Source organism: Rhodoferax sp. SPJ4, assembly GCF_058216275.1.
Genome location: NZ_JBYZMN010000001.1, coordinates 912,622 through 933,506, shown reverse-complemented (window position 1 = coordinate 933,506; position 20,885 = coordinate 912,622). Strand labels below are relative to the sequence as shown.

Sequence of the window (20,885 nt, the reverse complement as noted above, 5' to 3'; positions counted from 1 at the left end):
GGTGAGAGCCTCAAAAAATGTACATAAAGTTGATGCGGCCTTGGGCGCTGTTGTTGATTCCCAGCTCCACAAAGTAGCGCTTGTGAATGAAGCGCAGCATGGGCGTCACCTCGGTCTTGGCGGACAGGCCGTTCATACGCCGTACTTCAAGCACCAGCCAGGGCTGGGTCTCGTCGTAGTCCACTTCATGGAAGGAGAAACCCAGGCGAGCAGCGGCGTAGTCGTGGTTGATGCCTTCCGCCCGGTAGAGCCTGGCGGTTGCCGACGCATAGAAGCGGGTGGTTTCGTAGTCCACCTGGACACCGGGAGAGGCCATGGCCTTGTCGCCCGAGAAGTCGTTGCCGGTCACGCGGCCCAAACCACCCACGAACCAGATGTTGGCCTGGGCATCCGGCAGATTCCAGCGCTTCACCAGCCGGGTGTAGGTGACATCCACCAGGTGCCGGCTTCGCGTCTCGTCGTCGGAGCGCATGGAGAGCGTTGAAACACCGATGGCGTCCCGGGGCGTCAGTGCGTGGTTGACAAAAGCCTCTTGCCAATTGGGGCCGAAGTCCCCCATCGCCATCCAACTGCCTTTGAACCCCATGGGACCGCTGAAGGCCGGCATGGCCAGCAACAGCATCAGGCAGCCCAGCAGCGGGTGGCGAATGCGGCGGCTCATGGGGCGGCCTCCATCCGGTCAACCACCAGATGGTGGTTCTTCTGGGTGACCGTGAAGCGGACTTGCTGACCGGCCTTGAACGGCCCGAGTACAAGCGATTCATCCACCTTGAAGGGCATGGTCATGGCGTCCATGCCAATGCTTTTGATGTGCTGGTGCCTGAGGGTGACCCGGGCTTTTTCGGGTTCAATTTTGACGATGCTTGCTTGCGTCCAGTCAGGCGCTGCCCAGACAGACGTTGTACAGGCCAGCAAGACGGCCGCAATCCAATGTTTCATGACAATCCTTGGTCAGCGGGGCACGGGCCCCATCAACGATCCGCACTGGGCGGACGTGCTTGTGCTGTCAGGACCAGAGGATGGGTGGCTTGACCTAGCGCGCCAGATCGGCGCTGATGAAACTCCCGGCGATGGACACCGGGGGGGCCTGCTGTTCGCAGGCCTGGAGGCCGGGAGACGAGAAGTTTTGGGCGGTCAGCGACATGCACAGTTGGCATGTTTGGCAACCCACGTGGCTTTTGGAGGGGCTTGGAGACGGCTCGGTTTCCGACGCCGGCTGCGACAGCATGGGACAGTCGGCCGGCATGGCCATGGTGGCGGCCTGCTCCCCAGAAACTGCCACACTCAGTGAACCCTGGGTCATCTGCATGGCCATGTACTCCGCGCTCCAACCGCGCAGAGGCAACAGCATGACCAGCAGGATGAGCAACCAACGTCCCATAGGAAAATGGTATCGGGAAACAAAGACCCGCACCGGCACTGTGCGGTTTTCACGCGCCACCGGTTGCGGTCGGGGTGGGTCTGAAGCCCCCTTGCCGACCCGCCCATCCCTGTCGGCCGGATGGCATGGAATTCAGCGTCCGGGCAAACCACCGCGGGGCGCAAGCGGTCGGCCGTGCCTGCCACAGCGGCCGAACGCAGGCTGCGTGTACCATCGTCAGGCTTTGCGGGACCACCGCTTCCATCCTGCACCGAACCCCCTTTCACTCCCCCTTCTTCCCATGTCCCAACTCCTTCATGACGTCCTCGGCATCGGCAACGCCATCGTTGACGTGCTTGTTCAAGTCGACGATGCCGTGCTCGCCGAGCATGGTCTGCACAAGGGCGCGATGGCGCTGGTGGACGCCGATGCGGCGGCCGCGCTGCTGGCCAGCCTGCCGCCGGGCATCGAGTGTTCGGGTGGCTCGGCTGCCAACACGCTGGCCGGGTTGGCCGAGCTGGGCATTCAGACCGCCTACATCGGCAAGGTGGCGCCCGACCGGCTGGGCGGTGTGTTTGCGCGCGACATGCAGACCCTGGGTGTGGACTTCAACACCCAGCCCGGTGGCCGCCAGCCGCCCACCGCGCAGTGCGTGGTGCTGGTCACACCCGACGGCCAGCGCACCATGCAAACCCACCTGGGCGCCTGTGTGGAACTGGGCCCCGAAGACGTGTCCGACTCGCTGGTGGCCAGCGCCGGCATCCTTTACCTCGAAGGTTATCTGTGGGACCGGCCGGCCGCCAAGGATGCTTTCCGCAAGGCCATGCGCATCGCCCATGGCGCAGGCCGCCGCGTGGCGCTGACGCTGAGCGACGCCTTTTGTGTGGACCGCCACCGCGCCGAGTTCGCCGCGCTGGTGCAGCACGAGGTGGACATCCTGTTCGCCAACGAGGCCGAGATCATGTCGCTCTACCAGGTGGCCACGGTGGAAGAAGCCCTGGCCCGCGTGCCGCGCAAGGAGGGCCGCATCACCGTGGTCACGCGCAGCGAAAAAGGCGCTATCGTGATGGACCACGCCACCCAGGTGGCGGTGCCGGCCCAGCCCGGCGTGCAGGTGGTGGACACCACCGGCGCCGGTGACCTGTTTGCCGCCGGCTTTCTGTACGGCCTGGTGTCGGGCTTCGAGCTGGCCGACTGCGCCCGGGCTGGTGTGGTGGCCGCAGCCGAGGTCATCTCGCATGTGGGCGCGCGCCCGCAGGCCCCGCTGCTGCCGCTGATGCAGGACCGGCTGGGCCTCTGAGCCAGCCCGCCCGCCAAAGCCCACGGTGCCGCCTTCGGCACAGGCCTTCTGCTAACCTCGAACGGATGCCTGCCCCGGCCCGCCGTTCGCCCTCTCCGCCGCCCCTGCCCGCCCTCACCGCCCACGCCATGTCGCCGGGCCGGGTGGTGGCCGTGCTGGCGCTGCTGATGGGCATCCAGCCCGTCACCACCGACCTCTACCTGCCCGCCCTGCCGGCCCTCACCCAGAACCTGGGCGCCGGCGTGGCCCAGGCCCAGCTGACCCTCACCGCGCTGCTGCTGGCTTTTGGCACCTCGCAGCTGGTCTGGGGCCCGCTGTCCGACCGTTTCGGCCGCCGGCCCATCCTGCTGTGGGGCCTGGTGGCCTACATCCTCGCCTCGGTGGCCAGCGTGCTGGCGCCCAGCATGGCGCTGCTGATCGCCTGCCGCACGGTGCAGGGCGCGGCCATGGGGGCCAGCGTGATGGGTGCCCGCGCCATCGTGCGCGACCTCTACCGCCCGGCCGAAGGCGCACAGGTCATGGCCAAGGCCCTCACCGGCCTGGGTGTGATTGCCTGCGCCAGCGGGCCGCTGGGCGGCCTGCTGACCGAAGCCTTGCACTGGCGTGCTGCACTCGCCGCGCTCACCGTGTTCGGTGTGGCCACGCTGGCCGTGGTGGTCTGGGGCTTTGAGGAATCGCTGCCCCAGCCCAACCCGCAGGCGCTGCGGCCGGCGGTGCTGCTGGCCACCTGGGGACGTATCCTGGGCCACCCCACCTTCTGGGCGTTTTCAGCGCTGTCCATCTGCACCTATTGCGGGCTGTTCACCTTTCTGGCGGCCTCGTCCTTTGTCTTCATTGGCCAGCTGGGCCTGAGCAAAACCGGCTATGGCCTGGTGATGGGCTGGATGGCCGTGGCCTACATCGCAGGCACGGTGCTGTGCCGCTGGCTGCTGCGCCGGCTGGGCCTGGTGAACACCGTGGCGGTGGCCGGCGGGCTGTCGCTGCTGGGTGGCACCGGCATGGGCCTGGCCGGCTGGCTGGGCTGGCACACGGTGCCGGCGCTGATGCTGCCGTTTTCGCTGTTCGCCGTGGGCCATGGCATCCACCAGCCCTGCAGCCAGAGCGGTGCGGTGGGCCCCTTCCCGGAGGCCGCCGGTGCCGCGTCGGCGCTCAACGGCTGTTTGATGATGCTGGCCGCCTTTGCCATGGGCGCCTGGCTGGGCGCCCACCTCGACCAGGGCGTGACCGCGCTGACCCAGGGCCTGTGGTTCTGGAGCACCGCGCTGGCGCTGGCCGCCTGGACACTGGTGCGCCGCCATGGCCACAGCCTGCCGCCCCCCCAACCGACACCATGAGTTTGCTTCCCGTCATCTGCCTCACCGGCCCCACCGCCTCGGGGAAAACCGCCGCTGCGCTGGCGCTGGCCAGCCGCCACCCGGTGGAAATCGTCAGCGTCGATTCGGCCCTGGTCTACCGCGGCATGGACATCGGCACCGCCAAGCCCAGCGCGGCCGAGTTGGCCGCCGTGCCCCACCACCTGATCGACATCCGCGACCCCACCCAGGCCTACAGCGCGGCCGAGTTCGCCCGCGACGCCGGCGCCTTGATCACCGACATCCGCCAGCGCGGCAAGCAGCCCTTGCTGGTGGGCGGCACCATGCTGTACTTCAAAGCTTTGTGGGACGGCCTGGACGCGATGCCGGCGGCCGACCCCGCCGTGCGCGCCGCCATCGAGGCCGAGGCCCAGCAACAAGGCTGGCCGGCGCTGCACGCCCAGCTGGCCCAGGTGGACCCGGTCACCGCCGCCCGGCTGCCGCCGGCCGACAGCCAGCGCATCGCCCGCGCGCTGGAGGTCTACCGCCTCACCGGCCAGCCGCTGTCGGCCCTGCACCGCGCGGCCAAGGCCGACAAGCCCGCCGCCGAGCCCATGCACCACATCAGCCTGGAGCCCACCGACCGGACCTGGTTGCATGAACGCATTGCCCAGCGTTTTGATGCCATGCTGGCGGCCGGCTTCCTGGCCGAAATGCGAACCCTGCGCGCCCGCGGCGACCTGACACCCGACCTGCCGGCCATGCGCTGCGTGGGCTACCGCCAGGCCTGGCAGGTGCTGGACGGCGAACAGCCACTGGATGCGCTGCGCGACCTGGGTGTGTTCGCCACCCGCCAGCTGGCCAAACGCCAGCTGACCTGGCTGCGCAGCCTGCCCCAACGTCAGGTGGTGGCCTGCGACGCGCCCGATGCGCTGGCGGCGGTGCTGGCGCTGGCCGCCAAGGTCTGGCCATGATTCTGCAGGTGCAAGGCCTGGCCAAACGTTATGGCGACACCGCGGTGTTCAGCGGTGTCAACCTGGCGGTGGCGGCGGGCGAGTTTGTGGCCATCGTCGGCGAGTCGGGCGTGGGCAAATCCACCCTGCTCAACTGCCTGGCCGGGCTGGACCACTGGACCGAGGGCCGGGTGACGCTGGCCGGCACCGACCTGGCCACACTCAGCGACGACGGCCGGGCCCTGCTGCGCCGCCGCGCCGTGGGTTTTGTGTTCCAGGCCTTCCATGTGCTGCCCCACCTGGACGTGGCGCAAAACGTGGGCCTGCCGCTGCTGCTGCTGGGCCAGCCCGACCCCGCCCGGGTGGCGGCCATGCTGGCCGCGGTGGGCCTGGACGGCCTGGGCGCGCGCCTGCCACAGCAGCTCTCGGGCGGGCAGTTGCAGCGGGTGGCCATGGCCCGCGCGCTGGTGCACCGGCCGGCGCTGCTGCTGGCCGACGAACCCACCGGCAACCTCGACCCGGCCACCGCCGCCCGGGTGATGGACGCGCTGCTGGCACAAACCCGCGAGCAAGGCGCGGCGCTGGTGCTGGTCACCCACTCCGAGGCCGCCGCCGCGCGGGCCGACCGGGTGCTGCACCTCACACCCCAAGGCTTTGCCTGAGCATGCACAGCCGGCTTGAACTGCTGCGCCAGTTCTCGGGGCGCGAATTCGTCCACCACCCCTGGCGCAACGCCGCGGCGGTGGTGGCGGTGATGCTGGGCGTGGCGCTGGCCTTTGCGGTGCACCTGATCAACGCCTCGGCACTCAGCGAGTTCTCGCAGGCGGTGCGCGCGGTCAACGGCCAGCCCGACCTGGAGGTGCGGGCGGTGCAGGGCCAGTTTGACGAAGCCCTGTACGGCCGGCTGGCCCGCCACCCCGACGTGGCGGTGGCCAGCCCGGTGCTGGAGCTGACCAGCCTCACCGGCGCCGCCAATGGCCAGCGCAGCCCTGTGCGGGTGCTGGGGCTGGACGCCCTGGTGGCGGCCGCCGTGTCGCCGGCCCTGCTGCCCCGGCCGGCCGAGGGCGCCGACCGCTTTGCGCTGTTCGCCCCCGCCACGGTGTTTCTGAACCCCGCCGCCCGCGCGCTGGTGGGCCCCGGCGCCACCACCCTGCCCTTGCAAAGTGGGCTGGCGATGACGCCGATGGCGATTGCCGGCACCGTGGCGGCCGGCGGCGGCCCGCTGGCGGTGATGGACCTGGGCGCCGCGCAAGACGCCTTTGGCCGCGGGGGCCAGCTCAGCCGCATCGACCTCAAGCTGCGCCCCGGCGTGGACCGCCCGGCCTTTGTGGCGGCCTTGCTGCGCGCACCCGACTGGCCGGCCAACGTGCTGCTGAGCGAGCCCGGCGACGACGCGCAGCGCGTCAGCAATTTGTCGCGCGCCTACCGGGTGAACCTGACGGTGCTGGCGCTGGTGGCGCTGTTCACCGGCGCATTTCTGGTGTTTTCGGTGCTGTCGCTGAGCGTCGCCAAGCGGGCGCCGCAGTTCGCCTTGCTGGCGGTGCTGGGCCTCACCGCCCGCGAGCGGCTGGGCCTGGTGCTGGCCGAGTCGGCGCTGCTGGGCGCCTTGGGCAGCGCCCTGGGCATTGCCTTGGGCAGCGGCCTGGCCTGGGCCGCGCTGCGCCTGCTGGGCGGCGACCTGGGCGGCGGCTATTTCGCGGGCGTGGCCCCCACGCTGCAGTGGGACGGCGGGGCCGCGCTGGTGTACGGCGGCCTGGGCCTGGTGGCGGCCTTGCTGGGCGGCTGGTGGCCGGCCCGCACCGCCCAGGCCCTGCCGCCGGCGCAAACCCTCAAGGGCCTGGGTGCGGCCCATGGCGGGCGGCAACGCGGCTGGCCCGGCCCGCTGCTGATGGTGCTGGGCGGCCTGCTGGCGCTCACCCCGCCGGTGTTCGGCATCCCCTTGGCGGCCTACCTCGCCGTGGCCTTGCTGCTGCTGGGTGGCATTGCCACGCTGCCCAGGCTGGTGGCCTGGCTGTACGACGGTTTGAGCCCCTGGGTGGCGCAGCGGCTGCTGCCGCTGCTGGCGGTGGAGCGGGCGCGCCGGGTGCGCGAAAGCGCGGCGGTGGCGGTGAGCGGCGTGGTGGCCGCCTTGAGCCTGGCGGTGGCCCTCACCGTGATGGTGGCCAGTTTCCGCGACTCGGTCAGCGGCTGGCTGGACGTGGTGCTGCCGGCCGACCTCTACGCCCGCAGCGCCAGCGGCCTGGCCGTCGGTGACACGGTGTACTTCGGCCCGGCGCTGTTGCAAACGCTGGGCCTGCTGCCCGGCGTGGCGCGCTGGAGCGGCCAGCGCAACAGCCAGTTGCTGCTGGACACCAGCCGCCCGCCGGTGGCGCTGCTGGCCCGGCCGCTGGACCGGCCCGCCCGCGACCTGGCGCTGGTGGGGCCGGCGCTGCCGGTGCCGCCCGGCCGGGTGGGCATTTACGTCAGCGAGGCCATGGTGGACCTGTACCAGGCCCGGCCGGGCAGCGACTTTCCGCTGCTGGCGCGGCCCTTCCAGGCGCTGGCAGGTGGCACGGCGCCGCCGGCATTCTTTGTGGCCGGCGTGTGGCGCGACTACGCCCGGCAGTTCGGCGCCATCGCCATGGCCCAGGCCGATTTCCAGCGCCTGACCGGCGACACCCGGGTCAATGACCTGGCGCTGTGGCTGGCCGACGGCGCGGATGTCGCCGCGTTGCAGCGGGCGCTGCGCGACGCCGCCGAGGCCAGCCAGCCGGGGGCTGGCGCGCTGATCGAGTTCGCGTCGGCGCGCGAGATCCGGGCCATTTCGCTGCGCATCTTCGACCGCAGCTTTGCCGTGACCTATTGGCTGCAGGGGGTGGCGATCGCCATCGGCCTGTTCGGCGTGGCGGCCAGCTTCTCGGCCCAGGTGCTGGCGCGGCGCAAGGAGTTCGGCCTGCTGGCCCACCTGGGCCTGACCCGGCGCCAGATTCTGGCGGTGGTGGCCGGCGAAGGCGCGGCCTGGACGCTGATCGGCGCCCTGGCCGGGCTGGGCCTGGGGCTGGCGGTGGCCGTGGTGCTGGTCCATGTGGTGAATCCGCAGAGCTTCCACTGGACCATGGACCTGGCCCTGCCAACGGGCCGGCTGCTGGCCTTGAGCGCTGCGGTGGTGCTGGCCGGCACCGCCACCGCCTGGCTGGCCGGCCGGGCAGCCGCTGGCCGCGACGCGGTGCTGGCGGTGAAGGAGGACTGGTGATGCCGTTGCCCTTGTCGCGCCGCGCCTGGCTGGCCACGCTGGCCGGCCTGGCCACGGGCGGCGCCAGCGCCCCGCTGCAGGCGCTGACGCCCCGGCCGCTGCGATTCCCACGCGACCATGGCAGCCACCCCGAGCACCGCACCGAGTGGTGGTACATCACCGGCCACGCCCAGGCCGGTGCCCGCGAGTTCGGCTTCCAGGTGACGTTTTTCCGGGCCCGGGTGGCCGCCACCCAGGCCTTGCGCTCCGGCTTTGCCGCCAAACAGCTGCTGTTTGCCCATGCGGCCGTCACCGACGTGGCCGGGCAGCGGTTGCGCCACGACCAGCGCATTGCCCGCGATGCAGGCCACCCGGCACTGGACCAGGCCAGCGCCAGCGAGGCCGACACCGCGGTGCGCCTGCGCGACTGGTCGCTGCACCGCCGGGCTGGCGACGGCTACCGCACCCGGGTGCAGGCCGACGGTTTTGCGCTGGCGCTGGAATTCGCCACCACCCAGCCGCTGCTGCTGCAGGGGGCGCAAGGCCTGTCGCGCAAGGGGCCCGACCCCCGGCAGGCCAGCTTTTATTACAGCCAGCCCCAGCTGGCCACCACCGGTCAGCTGACCCTGGGCGGCGAGCGCTTCGAGGTGACCGGCAGCGCCTGGCTGGACCACGAGTGGAGCGACGAGCTGCTGCACCCGCGCGCGGTGGGCTGGGACTGGCTGGGCATGAACCTGTTCGACGGCAGCGCACTCACCGCCTTCCGGCTGCGCGACGCCCAGGGCGGGTCGGTCTGGGACGGTGGCTCTGTCCGTCGCCCGGGCGCCGGCGCCGCCAGCTTCCCACCGGGCAGCACCCGCTTCGAGCCGCTGCAGCACTGGACCAGCCCGCTGACGCAAGCCCGCTACCCGGTGGCCTGGCGCGTCAGCACCCCGGCCGGGGTGTACACCGTGCGGGCGGTGATTCCGGCCCAGGAGCTGGACAGCCGGGGCTCCACCGGCGCGGTGTACTGGGAGGGCCTGAGCGAGCTGTTTGACAGCCAACAGCGCCGCGTGGGCCGGGGCTACCTGGAAATGACCGGCTACGCCGGGCCGCTGCGTTTGTAAACCCTGCGAACTTTGGGGGGCCCCGGTCGGGCCGGGCAAAGCTTGAGGCCTGAACGGGCCACAAAAACCGCTCAATCGGGTCGCATATCGGCCGATCAAGAAGGCAGGGCCAGTTTCATACTGGCCAGCAACTTCGCATCACCCGTGTGGCCCTGGAACCCAATGACCGTGCCCAACCCTTCACCACCCGACCGGCCGACCCTGAGGCTCGAAGCCGCGCCGCCCGCCCTGGCTGCCAACGACGGCGGCATGGAGGCCAGCTGGCAAGAGGTGCTGAACCAGCATTCGCTGGTGGCGATCACCGACACCCAGGGGGTGATCAGCTACGTCAGCCCGCCCTTTCTGACGCTCAGCGGCCTGCAACGCGACGAGCTGGTGGGTCAGCGCTTTGGCGCGCTGCAGTCCGGCCAGCACCCGCCTGAGTTTTTCCACGGCCTGTGGCAAACCCTGGCCGAGGGCCGGTCCTGGAAGGGCGAGATCTGCAACCGCCACGCCACCGGCGCGCTGTACTGGGTGGACGCCACCATCGTGCCGGTGCGAACCCCCGACGGCAGCGTGACCCACCATGTGGCCACCTTCCACGACATCACCGCCTCCAAGCTGGCCGCGCAGTCGCTGGAGCAAAGCCAGCAACGTTTCCGCAGCCTGCTGGCGCTGTCCACCGACTGGTTCTGGGAACAGGATGCCGAAGGCCGCTTCACCCGCGTCTCCGGCGGGCCCGACTCCCCCACGCCCCAGCCGCATTGCCTGATGGGCAAATGCCGCTGGGAGCTGGACGTGGACCTGAACGACGAAGGCTGGGAAGAGCACCGCGCAGCGGTGGCCGCCCACCTGGCTTTCCGCAACTTCGAGTACCGGCTGCGGCTGTCGCAAACGCCGGACGACTGGCGCTGGTACAGCGTGTCGGGCGAGCCGGTGTTTGACACCGAGGGTCACTTCACCGGCTACCGCGGTGTCAGCCGCGAGGTGACTTCACGGCGCAGCGTGCAAGACCGGCTGTGGCGGCTGGCCAATGTCGACCCGCTGACCGGCCTGCCCAACCGCATGATGTTCCAGGAGCGGCTGGCCAAGGCGGTGCAACAGGGCCGCGACCAGGGCATTCCGTTCGCGCTGGCGCTGATCGACATCGACAACTTCAAGGAAATCAACGACACCCTGGGTCATGACGGCGGCGACCTGCTGCTGCAGGCGGTGGCCGGGCGGCTCGAAGGCGTGCTGCGGCAAAGCGACATGGTGGCACGGCTGGGCGGCGACGAGTTCGCGGTGATCATCGAGGGCGCCGACAGCGTGACCACGCTGCGCCGGCCGCTGGACGCGATGCACGAGGCGGTGGCTGCCCCGGTGGCGATTGGCCAGGAAATGCGCCACTGCACCTTCAGCATGGGCGTGACGCTGTTCCCCACCGACGCCAGCGACAGCACCGACCTGGTGAAGAACGCCGACATCGCGCTGTACCGGGCCAAGGCCTGTGGCCGCAACCGCTACGACTTTTTCAAGATCGACATGCGCAGCGCGGTGCAGCGCCGTGCCTCGCTGCTGCGCGAGATGGAAACCGCGCTGCAGACCGACGCGCTGATGCTGTACTACCAGCCGGTGATCGACCTGAGCCATGGCCGCGTCACCGGCGTGGAAGCGCTGATGCGCTGGCGCCACCCGACGCTGGGCGTGCTGACCCCCGGCACCTTTGCCCGGGTATTCGAAGACCCCGGCCTGGCCGCCCGGCTGGGCCAGCATGTGGTGAACATGGCCTCGCGCCAGGCCGAGCAGTGGCTGAGCCAGGGCATCGACTTCGGCCGGCTGGCCATCAATGTGGTGGCGGCCGATTTTGCCGACGGCTATTTCGCGGTCAACCTCGCCGCCACGATGGCGCAGCACGGCGTGCCGCCGTCGCGCATCGGCATCGAGGTCACCGAGGGCATGTTCCTCGGCCGCTCCACCGGCCACGCCATCGCCGGCCTGCAAGACCTGCACGACATGGGGGTGGAGATTGCCTTTGACGACTTCGGCACCGGCTACGCCTCATTGACCCACTTGAAGAGCCTGCCCATCGACCGGCTGAAGATCGACCGCTCCTTTGTTTCGGGCCTGACCCGCGACGGCGCCGACGCCTCCATCGTGGTGGCCATCATCCAGCTCGGCAAGAGCCTGGGCAAGGCCGTCACCGCCGAGGGCGTGGAGACCGAGCAGCAGATTGCGCTGCTGCGCGAGATGGGCTGCCACGAGTTCCAGGGCTATGCGCTGGCCCGGCCCATGCCGGCGGCCGAGCTGCCTGCCTTCATCGCCCGTTTCGAGGCCGGCCACCGGCCCGACCCGCTGGCCTTGCGCGCCGCCTGACACCCGCCTTCCAGCGGGCCGGGCCGCCGGCCTTTTTCATGGGGCAGGGCTACACTTGCCCGCATGTCCGCCCCCTCCCCCGCCAAAGCCTCGCCCCGTTCACTCTCGGGCCTGAAGCCCTTTCTTCGCCCCTACCGCTTCCGCATCGGCTTGGCGCTGGTGTTCCTGGTGCTGGCCGCCGGCGCCACGCTGGTGTTTCCGGTGGCGCTGCGCAGCCTGATCGACGGCGGCCTGGTCAAAGCCGACAAGGGGGCCCAGGCCATGGCGCTGCAGGAGCATTTCCTGGCGCTGTTCGGCGTGGCGGTGGCGCTCGGCGTGTTTTCGGCCGTGCGTTTCTACACCGTGAGCTGGCTGGGCGAGCGGGTCACCGCCGACCTGCGCAACGCGGTGTACGCCCATGTGCTGGAGCAAAGCCCGCAGTTTTTTGAATCGACCCAGACCGGCGAGGTCTTGTCTCGGCTGACGGTGGACACCACGCTGGTGCAGACCGTGGTGGGCTCGTCGCTGAGCATGGGCTTGCGCAACGCGGTGATGGGCATCGGTGCGCTGGCCATGCTGGTCTGGACCAACCCCTATGTGATGTTCCAGGTGCTGGGTGTGCTGGTGCTGATCGTGTTGCCCAGCGTCTGGTTCGGCCGCCGGGTGCGCAAGCTGTCGCGGGCCAGCCAGGACCGGGTGGCCGATTCCAGCGCCATTGCCGCCGAGGTGCTGAACGCGATTCCCGTGGTGCAGAGCTACACCGCCGAGGGCCGCGAGGCGGCGCGCTTCGACGCCTCCACCGCGGCGGCCTTCAAGACCGCGGTGCGGCGCACCAAGGCCCGCTCGGTGCTGGTGGCCTTCATCATCATCGCCACCTCGGCCGCGCTGCTGTGGGGCCTGTACCAGGGCACGCAGGCGGTGGTGCGCGGCGACATCAGCGCCGGTCACCTGGGCCAGACCGTGGTCTACGTGATCATCCTGGCCGGTGCGGCGGCGGTGCTGGGCGAGGTCTATGGCGACCTGCTGCGCGCCGCCGGCGCCACCGAGCGGCTGATGGAGCTGCTGGACAGCCGCTCGCCCATCACCTCACCCGCCACACCGGTGGCGCCACCGCCCATCACCAGCGGCAGCGCGCTGCATTTCGAGGCCGTGACCTTCCACTACCCGTCGCGGCCCACCCAGGCGGCGCTGAGCGATTTCACCCTGACCGTGGCGCCGGGCGAAACCGTGGCCCTGGTGGGCCCCAGCGGCGCCGGCAAAAGCACGGTGTTCCAGCTGCTGCTGCGTTTTTACGACCCCGACGCCCGCCACGCGCTGCGCACCGGCGCCGGCACCATCACGCTGGACGGCGTGCCCACCCATGCCATGGCCTTGAGCGAGCTGCGTCACCGCATCGGCATCGTGCCGCAGGACGCGGTGATTTTCTCGGCCAACGCGATGGAGAACATCCGCTACGGCAAGCCCGAGGCCAGCGACGCCGAGGTGGTGGCGGCCGCCGAGGCGGCCTTTGCCCATGGCTTCATCACCGCCCTGCCCGAGGGCTACCAGACCTTTCTGGGCGAACGCGGTGTGCGTCTCAGCGGTGGCCAGCGGCAACGCATCGCGATCGCCCGGGCCATGCTGAAAAACCCGCCGCTGCTGCTGCTCGACGAAGCCACCAGCGCGCTGGACGCCGAGAGCGAACGGGTGGTTCAGGAGGCGCTGGACTCGGCCATGCGCGACCGCACGACGCTGGTGATTGCGCACCGGCTGGCGACGGTGCAAAAGGCCGACCGCATCGTGGTGCTGGACCATGGCCGCATCGTCGAGCAAGGCACGCACGACAGCCTGGTGGCACTGGGTGGCACCTACGCCCAGCTGGCCGCGCTGCAGTTCCTCGACTGAGCACCCTGCCCTGGCCGTTGACCGGCCCACTCAGTGCAGCGGGTTTTTCAGGGCCTCGGGGATGGGCAGCGGCAGCACCGTGATGCCTTCGTCGCGCAAGGCCTCGGTCTCGGCGCGGCTGGCCTGGCCGCGGATGCCGCGGGCCTCGGCCTCGCCATGGTGGATGCGGCGGGCCTCTTCGGCAAACCGCGGCCCGACATCCTCCGTTTGTGCCATCACCTGGCGGGCCATCTGCAACCAGGCGGCCTGCAGGGCCGGCGGCATGGCCGGGCCGGGCGCGGCCACGGACGGCGTGGCGGTTTCAGGGGCTGCATGCTGGCCATGGCCCAGGTTGAGCCGGGGGGCGCTGAGCCGTTTGTGCACGGTGCTGTCGCCACACAGCGGGCAGGCGATGGCCTGCGAGGCCAGCTGGGTTTGGCATTCAGCCTCTGAGCCAAACCAGCCCTCGAAGCGGTGGCCCTGGGCGCATTGCAGGTCCAGCACCTTCATCGCGCGGCCGGCCTCAAAGGGCCTGGATCTGCCATTCCAGCGGCCAGTGGCCGGCCAGCACGTTTTGCAGCCACAGCGCACCGGCCAGGGTTTTGGCGTCGGTGACACGGCCGTCGAAACAGCCCTGCAGCAGATCGGCTGGCGGGGTGCTGAAAACGTCGAGGAATTCACCGTCATCGAGCTGGCTGGGGCCGGCCACTAGGCGCCGGGCAAACCAGACGTCGATGCGCTCGGTGGAGTAGGAGATGGACGGGTGCAGGCTGCCGGCCAGTGCCCATTCACGGGCCCGGTAACCGGTTTCTTCCAGCAGCTCGCGCTGGGCGCAGACCAGCGAGGGCTCGCCCGCATCGAGCTTGCCGGCCGGAAATTCGATCATGACCTGCTGCACCGGGTGGCGGAACTGGCGCTCCAGCACCACCTGACCATCGTCCAGCAGCGCAATGACCATCACCGCACCGGGGTGCAGGATGTACTCGCGCGAGGCGCTGTTGCCGTCGGGCAGGCGCACCGTGTCGCGGACGGCGTGCAGGAAATGGCCCTTCAGCAGGGCCTCGCTGTCGGTGCGGTGCTCCACCAGGTGGGCGGCGGTGTCCAGGCGCATGGGGTGGCGCTCAGTCGTTGCGCTTGACCAGGTAGCGGTAGACAAAACCGGGGAAGGCCAGCACCAGGAACAGCGCGGCGGTGGTGGCGTAGAACTCCCAGGTCTGCGGCGCGATCTGGCCGGCCCGGTGCTCCAGCGCAAGGCCCACACCACCGACCACGAAATACATCAGCACCAGCTCACCCAGCCGCCAGACCAGCGGCTTGGGCCGCGCAGACGGGCCCACCAGCGCCAGGCGCTGGCTCAGGAAAGGCAGGTTGGCGGCGACCAGGGCCAGCACGACAACCAGCCAGATGGAGAAGGTTTGCGACATCGCGACTGAAGCCTTGGCTTCAGGTGCCCAGGGTCTTGACGATGGCCTGGGCGCACAGGGTCATCAGGCCGCCGGGCACGATGCCCAGCACCAGGATCATCAGGCCGTTCAGCGACAGCACCACGCGGACGTCGCTGCCGGCCTGGATGGGTTCGGTGATGGTGGGTTCGTCGAAGTACATGACCTTGACGACACGCAGGTAGTAGAAGGCGCCGATCAGCGACATCACCACCGCGAACACCGCCAGGCCAATGTAGGCCGGGGCGCTGGAAGACACCAGGGCCTGCAGCACGGCCAGCTTGGCGTAGAAGCCCACCAGCGGCGGGATGCCGGCCAGCGAAAACAGGCACACGGCCATCACGCCGGCGTACAGCGGGCTGCGCTGGTTCAGGCCAGCCAGGTCGCTGATTTCCTCGCTCTCGAAACCTTCGCGGGCCAGCAGCAGGATGATGCCAAAGCTGGCCAGCGTGGTCATCACATAGGTCACGGTATAGAACATCGACGAGCTGAGCGCGTTCTTGGCCAGCGTCAGGTCGGTGTCGACCACCACCGCCACAAAGCCAAGCAGCATGAAGCCGACTTGGCCGATGGTGGAGAAGGCCAGCATGCGCTTGAGGTTGGTCTGGGCGATGGCCGCCAGGTTGCCCACCAGCAGCGAGCCGATGGCCATGAAGGCCAGCATCTGGTGCCAGTCCACCGCCAGCGGGATCAGGCCCTCCACCAGCAGACGGATCATGATGGCGAACGCCGCCAGCTTGGGCGCGGCGCCGACCAGCAGCGTGACCGCCGTGGGTGCGCCCTGGTAGACGTCGGGGATCCACATGTGGAAGGGCACGGCGCCGAGCTTGAAGGCCAGGCCGGCGACGATGAACACCAGACCGAACACCATCACCTGGTGTTTGATGTAGCCCGAGGCCACCGCGTTCAGCACCTCTTGCAGGTTCAGCGAGCCGGTGGCGCCGTACAGCATGGACAGGCCGTACAGCAGGAAGCCGCTGGCCAGCGCGCCCAGCACAAAGTACTTCATCGCCGCTTCGGTGGCGGTGGCGTTGTCGCGGCGCAAGGCCACCAGCGCGTAGCTCGACAGCGTGAGCAACTCCAGGCCCAGGTAGATCACCAGGAAGTTGTTGCCAGAGATCATCACGAAGATGCCCAGCAGCGAGAACATGCTGAGGGTGAACAGCTCACCACCCTGGGTCATGCCACGCACGGCGGCATAGGGCCGGCCATAGACCAGGCTGACCATGGTGGCCAGCGTGGCGAAGCACTTGAGCCAGCTGCCCATGACGTCGCTGACCACCATGTTGCCGAAGCCGTACACGGTGTCGCCCTGCATGGCGTATTGCGCTTCCATCCAGGCCACGACACCCAGGGTCAACAGGGTCAGCACATAGGTGGGGGTGCGGCGGGCATTGGTGACGCCCAGGTCGACCAGGGCGACCACGCAGGCCATGCCGAGGAGCACCAGCTCCGGGTAGACGGTGATCCAGCTGAGTTTGTCAATCATCGGGGTTTCTTCAGTTCAGTTTGGACATCGCCAGGTGCTTGAGCAAGCTGGCCACCGAGGCGTCCATCACGTCGGTGAACGGTCGGGGGTACAGGCCCATGGCCAGCACCGCCACCGCCAGCAGGGCCAGCATCAGGAATTCACGGCCATTGATGTCGGTCAGGGTCTTGACGTCGTCGTTGGTCACCGGGCCCAGGTAGACGCGCTTGAACATCCACAGCGTGTAGGCGGCACCGAAGATCAGCGCCGACGAGGCCGTCAGGCCCAGCCAGAAGTTGGCCTTGACCGCGCCCAGAATGACCATCCACTCGCCGACGAAACCGGCGGTGGCAGGCAGGCCGCAATTGGCCATGGCGAACAGCAGCGCAAAGGCGGTGAACTTGGGCATGGTGTTGACCACGCCGCCATAGCTGGCGATCTCACGCGAATGCACCCGGTCGTACAGCACACCGATGCAGAGGAACATCGCGCCCGACACAAAGCCGTGGGCAATCATCTGCACCAGGCCACCGGCCACACCGAGGTCGTTGAAGATGAAGAAGCCCAGCGTGACGAAACCCATGTGGGCCACCGACGAGTAGGCCACCAGCTTCTTCATGTCCTGCTGGACCATGGCCACCAGACCGACATAGACCACCGCGGTCAGCGACAGCCCGATCATCAACCAGGCGTATTCGTGGGCCGCGTCAGGGGCGATCGGCATGGCGAAGCGCAGGAAGCCATAAGCGCCCAGCTTCAGCATGATGGCCGCCAGCACGGCCGAGCCACCGGTGGGGGCCTCGACGTGCACGTCGGGCAGCCAGGTGTGGACCGGCCACATCGGCACCTTGACCGCGAAGGCCGAGAAGAAGGCGAAGAACAGCAGGGTCTGGGCCTTGATGCCCAGCGGCAGCTGGTGCCAGGCCAGGATGTCGAAGCTGCCACCGGCCTGGGTGTACAAATAGATCAGCGCGATCAGCATCAGCAGCGAGCCGAGCAGCGTGTACAGGAAGAACTTGAAGGCCGCGTAGATCTTGTTCGGGCCGCCCCAGATGCCGATGATCAGATACATCGGGATCAGCGTGGCCTCGAAGAACACGTAGAACAGCATGCCGTCGAGCGCGCAGAACACGCCGATCATCAGGCCGCTGAGGATGAGAAAGGCCGCCATGTACTGGCTGACCCGCTCGGTGATGACTTCCCAGGCGGCGATCACCACCACCACGGTGATGAAGGCGGTGAGCAGCACAAACCACATCGAGATGCCGTCCACGCCGAGGTGGTAGTTGACGTTGAAGCGCTCGATCCAGGACGTCTTTTCAACGAACTGCATCTCGGCCGTGCCCAGCTTGAAGCCGCCGTAGACCGGCAGCGTGACCAGGAAGCTGACGATTGCGCCCACCAGGGCCAGCCAGCGCGCCGCGCCGGCCTGCGAATCTTTGCCAAAGGCCAGCAGGACCACACCAAACAGAATGGGTGTCCAGATGGCCAGACTCAGGGTACCGAATTGGTAACTCATTTCTCGTTCTTCTCCGCGAGTTACTTGTTGAGCCAGGCGAAATAGGTCATCAGCACGAACACGCCGAGGATCATCACCAGCGCGTAGTGGTAGATGTAGCCGGTCTGGGCGCCGCGCACGATGCCCACCACCCAGCGCACCAGCTTCCAGGAACCGTTGACGACAGCGCCGTCAATGACCGCCTGGTCACCGCCCTTCCACAGGCCGGTGCCCAGCGCACGGGCGCCACGCGCCAGCACCTGTTCGTTGAACCAGTCCATGTAGTACTTGTTCTCGAGCAGCGTGTAGAGGGGCTGCGCGATGCGCTTGATGGCCGCCGGCAACGCCGGGTTGACCATGTACATGTAGTAGGACAGCGCCACACCCGACAGCGCCAGCCAGAACGGCAGTGTGGTCAGGCCGTGGGTCGCCATGGCCAGCGCGCCGTGGAAACCTTCCTTCAGCTCCTCCATCGCGCCATGGGCTTCGCCATTGACGAAGATCGCGTCCTTGAAGAAGTCGCCGAACAGCATGGGTTCGATGCCCAGGTAGCCGATCACCACCGAGGGAATGGCCAGCAGCACCAGCGGCACGGTGACTACCCAGGGCGATTCATGGGGCTTGGCGTCGTGGCCGTGGCCATGGTCGTCGTGACCGTGGTCGTCGTGACCGTGGTCGTCATGGTGGTGGGCGTCGGGGTTCTGGTCGTAGCGTTCCTTGCCGTGGAAGACCAGGAAGTACATGCGGAACGAGTAGAAGGCGGTGACAAACACCCCGGCCATCACCGCGAAGTGCGCGAAATGCGCGCCCGGCAGGTGGCTGGCGTGCACCGCCTCGATGATGCTGTCCTTGGAATAGAAGCCGGCGAACAGCGGCGTGCCAATCAGCGCCAGCGAGCCCAGCAGCGAGGTGATCCAGGTGATGGGCATGTACTTGCGCACGTTGCCCATCCAGCGGATGTCCTGGTTGTGGTGCATGCCCATGATGACCGAGCCGGCGCCGAGGAACAGCAAGGCCTTGAAGAAGGCGTGGGTCATCAGGTGGAACACCGCCACCGAGTAGGCCGAGGCGCCCAGCGCCACCGTCATGTAGCCCAGCTGCGACAGCGTGGAATAGGCCACGACGCGCTTGATGTCGTTCTGGATGATGCCCAGAAAGCCCATGAACAGCGCGGTGATGGCACCGATCACCAGCACGAAGTTCAGCGCGGTGTCGCTCAGCTCGAACAGCGGCGACATGCGGGCCACCATGAAGATGCCGGCCGTCACCATGGTGGCGGCGTGGATCAGCGCGGAAATCGGGGTCGGGCCTTCCATCGAGTCGGGCAACCAGACATGCAGCGGGAACTGCGCGCTCTTGCCCATGGCGCCGATGAACAAGCAGATGCAGATCACCGTGACCAGCATCCAGTCGGTGCCGGGGAAGCCCAGCTTGGCGAGTTCGCCGGTCTGGCCGAACAACTCGCTGTAGTTCAGCGTGCCAGCGTAGGCGGCCAGCAGGCCGATGCCCAGGATGAAACCGAAGTCACCGACACGGTTGACCAAAAAGGCCTTCATGTTGGCGAAGATGGCGGTGGGCTTGTTGAACCAGAAACCGATCAGCAGATAAGACACCAGGCCCACCGCTTCCCAGCCGAAGAACAGCTGCAGCAGGTTGTTGCTCATCACCAGCATCAGCATGGAGAAGGTGAACAGCGAGATGTAGGCGAAGAAACGGTTGTAGCCCTCGTCTTCTTCCATGTAGCCGATGGTGTACAGGTGGACCATCAGCGACACAAAGGTCACCACCACCATCATCATCGCGGTCAGGCCGTCGATCAGGAAACCGACCTCCATCTTCAGGCTGCCCACCACCATCCAGGTGTAAATGGTCTCGTTGAAACGGGCGCCGTCGACGGCCACGCTGTACAGCGTCATCGCCGACAACACCAGGGCGATGAACACCCCCAGGATGGTCAGGCTGTGGCTGACGCGACGGCCGATCTGGTTGCCACCGAAGGCGGTGCCGAAGATGCCGGCCATCAACGCGCCCGCCAGGGGCGCCAGGGGCACGGCCAGCAGGGTCGCTGCGGAAAGGGTTTGGCTCATGGTTCTGTCTTTTCGGTGTCCGGGGCTCAGCCGCGCAGGGTGTTGAGTTCGTCCACGTTGATGCTGGCCTTGTTGCGGAACAGCAGCACCAGAATGGCCAGGCCGATGGCCGATTCGGCCGCCGCCACCGTCAGGATGAAGAACACGAACACCTGGCCATGCAGGTCATTCAGGTAGTACGAGAACGCGACAAAGTTCATGTTGACCGCCAGCAGCATCAGCTCGATGGCCATCAGCAGCACGATCAGGTTCTTGCGGTTCAGGAAGATGCCCACAACAGACAGTGCGAACAGCACCGCGCCGAGCGACAGGTAATGTCCCAGGGTCAGGCTCATGCTTGTTTCTCCTCGGTGACCACCGGCGCAGGGGCCGGCTGGGTGACGGCCAGCTTGACCACTTCCATGCGGTCACGCGCCCTCACCCGCACCTGGTCGGCCGGGTTGACGTATTTGCTGTCCTTGCGCTGGCGCAGCGTCAGCGCAATCGCGGCAATGATGGCCACCAGCAGCAGCACTGCGGCCACTTCCAGCGGGTACAGGTACTCGGTGTAGAGCAGCTTGCCGAGTTCCTTGGTGTTGGACACCTGGACACCCACCTGGGCCACGGTCTCGGCGGCCTTGGTGGTGTCGGTGACGCGGAAGCCGCCCAGCAGCATGTAGGACATTTCCAGTGCAATGACGGCACCCACGGAGCCGGCCAGCGGGAAATGCTTCCAGAAGCCCTGGCGCAGGCTGTCGAGGTTGATGTCCAGCATCATCACGACGAACAGGAACAGCACCATCACCGCCCCCACATAGACCAGCACCAGCGAGATGGCCAGGAACTCGGCCTTCAGCAGCACCCAGATGGCGGCGGCCTGGAAAAAGGCCAGCACCAGGTAGAGCGCGGCGTACACCGGGTTGCGCGAGGTGATCACCTTGAAGGCGGCGAACAGCAGCAACGCGGCAAATGCGTAAAAAAGACCAGTCTTGACGTCCATGGGTCGCTTCGTG

The 20,885-nt window shown here is 68.1% G+C and carries 19 protein-coding genes; 8 read left to right on the top strand and 11 right to left on the bottom strand.

Features of this window, described 5'->3' with window-relative positions:
• Positions 1 to 10: 10 nt before the first annotated feature.
• The 3 genes from AC4BAR_RS04665 to AC4BAR_RS04655 all read right to left on the bottom strand — a co-directional run bounded on the left by AC4BAR_RS04665 (position 11) and on the right by AC4BAR_RS04655 (position 1,369).
• Positions 11 to 661: a hypothetical protein gene (locus tag AC4BAR_RS04665; protein ID WP_490626640.1), complete on the bottom strand. Its 651-nt coding sequence runs from the start codon at positions 659 to 661 to the stop codon at positions 11 to 13.
• Positions 658 to 939 (bottom strand): copper-binding protein, encoded by a 282-nt coding sequence (locus tag AC4BAR_RS04660; RefSeq protein ID WP_490626639.1) that lies wholly within the window; start codon positions 937 to 939, stop codon positions 658 to 660. The genes AC4BAR_RS04665 and AC4BAR_RS04660 overlap by 4 nt, the downstream gene beginning before the upstream one ends.
• Positions 940 to 1,033: 94 nt before the next feature.
• On the bottom strand, positions 1,034 to 1,369 hold the full coding sequence (locus tag AC4BAR_RS04655; RefSeq protein ID WP_490626638.1) for a hypothetical protein: 336 nt from the start codon (positions 1,367 to 1,369) through the stop codon (positions 1,034 to 1,036).
• 292 nt (positions 1,370 to 1,661) lie between these two features.
• Between AC4BAR_RS04655 and AC4BAR_RS04650 the strand changes: the two genes are divergently transcribed.
• The 8 genes from AC4BAR_RS04650 (at position 1,662) to AC4BAR_RS04615 (ending at position 13,419) form a co-directional block, all read left to right on the top strand.
• Entirely contained in the window at positions 1,662 to 2,660 is a 999-nt protein-coding gene (locus tag AC4BAR_RS04650) for an adenosine kinase (protein WP_490626637.1), read from the top strand.
• Between the two features lie 65 nt (positions 2,661 to 2,725).
• Positions 2,726 to 3,994 (top strand): multidrug effflux MFS transporter, encoded by a 1,269-nt coding sequence (locus tag AC4BAR_RS04645; protein ID WP_490626636.1) that lies wholly within the window; start codon positions 2,726 to 2,728, stop codon positions 3,992 to 3,994.
• Positions 3,991 to 4,926, top strand: a complete 936-nt coding sequence (gene miaA, locus AC4BAR_RS04640) for a tRNA (adenosine(37)-N6)-dimethylallyltransferase MiaA (protein ID WP_490626635.1) — start codon at positions 3,991 to 3,993, stop codon at positions 4,924 to 4,926. Before AC4BAR_RS04645 ends, miaA begins: the two co-directional genes overlap by 4 nt.
• Complete coding sequence (locus AC4BAR_RS04635) at positions 4,923 to 5,567, top strand: ABC transporter ATP-binding protein (protein ID WP_490626634.1); 645 nt, start codon at positions 4,923 to 4,925, stop codon at positions 5,565 to 5,567. The genes miaA and AC4BAR_RS04635 overlap by 4 nt, the downstream gene beginning before the upstream one ends.
• A gap of 2 nt (positions 5,568 to 5,569) precedes the next feature.
• Positions 5,570 to 8,137: an FtsX-like permease family protein gene (locus AC4BAR_RS04630; RefSeq protein WP_490626633.1), complete on the top strand. Its 2,568-nt coding sequence runs from the start codon at positions 5,570 to 5,572 to the stop codon at positions 8,135 to 8,137.
• Positions 8,137 to 9,222: a lipocalin-like domain-containing protein gene (locus AC4BAR_RS04625; RefSeq protein ID WP_490626632.1), complete on the top strand. Its 1,086-nt coding sequence runs from the start codon at positions 8,137 to 8,139 to the stop codon at positions 9,220 to 9,222. The genes AC4BAR_RS04630 and AC4BAR_RS04625 overlap by 1 nt, the downstream gene beginning before the upstream one ends.
• Before the next feature lie 162 nt (positions 9,223 to 9,384).
• Positions 9,385 to 11,556, top strand: coding sequence for a putative bifunctional diguanylate cyclase/phosphodiesterase (locus tag AC4BAR_RS04620; RefSeq protein WP_490626631.1), 2,172 nt, complete (start codon positions 9,385 to 9,387; stop codon positions 11,554 to 11,556).
• Between the two features lie 63 nt (positions 11,557 to 11,619).
• The gene (locus tag AC4BAR_RS04615) at positions 11,620 to 13,419 is read left to right on the top strand and encodes an ABC transporter transmembrane domain-containing protein (RefSeq protein ID WP_490626630.1); all 1,800 of its coding nucleotides are present in this window, start codon (positions 11,620 to 11,622) and stop codon (positions 13,417 to 13,419) included.
• Between the two features lie 30 nt (positions 13,420 to 13,449).
• On the opposite strand, the gene AC4BAR_RS04610 is transcribed toward AC4BAR_RS04615, so the two are convergent.
• The 8 genes from AC4BAR_RS04610 to AC4BAR_RS04575 are packed head-to-tail and all read right to left on the bottom strand — an operon-like array spanning position 13,450 to position 20,872.
• On the bottom strand, positions 13,450 to 13,908 hold the full coding sequence (locus tag AC4BAR_RS04610) for a DUF1178 family protein (protein WP_490626629.1): 459 nt from the start codon (positions 13,906 to 13,908) through the stop codon (positions 13,450 to 13,452).
• A gap of 13 nt (positions 13,909 to 13,921) precedes the next feature.
• Complete coding sequence (locus AC4BAR_RS04605; protein WP_490626628.1) at positions 13,922 to 14,509, bottom strand: NUDIX domain-containing protein; 588 nt, start codon at positions 14,507 to 14,509, stop codon at positions 13,922 to 13,924.
• A 10-nt stretch (positions 14,510 to 14,519) separates the two neighbouring features.
• A complete protein-coding gene (locus AC4BAR_RS04600) occupies positions 14,520 to 14,822 on the bottom strand; it encodes a DUF2818 family protein (RefSeq protein WP_490626627.1) in 303 nt (100 codons plus the stop codon).
• Positions 14,823 to 14,841: 19 nt separating this feature from the next.
• Entirely contained in the window at positions 14,842 to 16,329 is a 1,488-nt protein-coding gene (gene nuoN, locus AC4BAR_RS04595) for an NADH-quinone oxidoreductase subunit NuoN (protein ID WP_490626626.1), read from the bottom strand.
• 10 nt (positions 16,330 to 16,339) lie between these two features.
• Entirely contained in the window at positions 16,340 to 17,827 is a 1,488-nt protein-coding gene (locus tag AC4BAR_RS04590) for an NADH-quinone oxidoreductase subunit M (RefSeq protein WP_490626625.1), read from the bottom strand.
• Between the two features lie 20 nt (positions 17,828 to 17,847).
• Entirely contained in the window at positions 17,848 to 19,893 is a 2,046-nt protein-coding gene (gene nuoL, locus AC4BAR_RS04585) for an NADH-quinone oxidoreductase subunit L (protein WP_490626624.1), read from the bottom strand.
• 26 nt (positions 19,894 to 19,919) lie between these two features.
• Positions 19,920 to 20,228 (bottom strand): NADH-quinone oxidoreductase subunit NuoK, encoded by a 309-nt coding sequence (nuoK, locus tag AC4BAR_RS04580; protein ID WP_490626623.1) that lies wholly within the window; start codon positions 20,226 to 20,228, stop codon positions 19,920 to 19,922.
• A complete protein-coding gene (locus AC4BAR_RS04575) occupies positions 20,225 to 20,872 on the bottom strand; it encodes an NADH-quinone oxidoreductase subunit J (RefSeq protein WP_490626622.1) in 648 nt (215 codons plus the stop codon). The genes nuoK and AC4BAR_RS04575 overlap by 4 nt, the downstream gene beginning before the upstream one ends.
• Between the last annotated feature and the right edge of the window lie 13 nt (positions 20,873 to 20,885).